1 protein-coding gene is annotated in these 440 nt (G+C 40.2%); it reads right to left on the bottom strand.

The window, feature by feature from the left end; all coding sequences use genetic code 11:
* Positions 1–440 (bottom strand): hypothetical protein (locus F6X68_RS33885; RefSeq protein ID WP_225852585.1); only part of this gene is annotated, 440 nt, incomplete at both ends.

The following is a 440-nucleotide window of genomic DNA, read 5'->3' as shown; positions in this document are numbered from 1 at the left end:
TGATGATTCTGCATCATTTCTACGGCACTTATAGTGTCGTTTCTGTTGATTTCTTCCAGTAGTTCATCTTTTGATTTAATGCTGTTAATCCAGCCAGATAATGAGCTTTTAAAGTCATTGAACAATCTTCTCATTTCAGTCATTAGGCTGATTTTCTGCTCTGCCTGGAGCTTTGCAACATCAGCATCAGCCTTGGCCTGAATCTCTTGCTTTGTGGCTTCCAGAGCCTTCATTTGAGCCGTTTCGGCACGTTCCTGCACCTGTTGGTGCTGATCTATCAGATCAGCTATGTCTAGCCTGTCTTGTGCAAGTAAAAGACGTTCTTCGAGAAGTTCTTCTTTTGCTTTGATGCTTTGTTGTTGCTCGTATTGCCATTTTTTACGACGTTTACCAACATTTTGTTGGTTTGGCTTATATGATTTAAAATCAATGTTGCAATG

The sequence above is a fragment of the Micromonospora sp. AMSO12t genome, from assembly GCF_008806585.1.
In the GTDB taxonomy this organism is placed as follows: Bacteria; Actinomycetota; Actinomycetes; order Mycobacteriales; family Micromonosporaceae; genus Micromonospora; species Micromonospora reichwaldensis.
The sequence above is the reverse complement of the archived record's forward strand: the minus strand, read 5'-3'. Positions and strand labels throughout refer to the sequence as shown.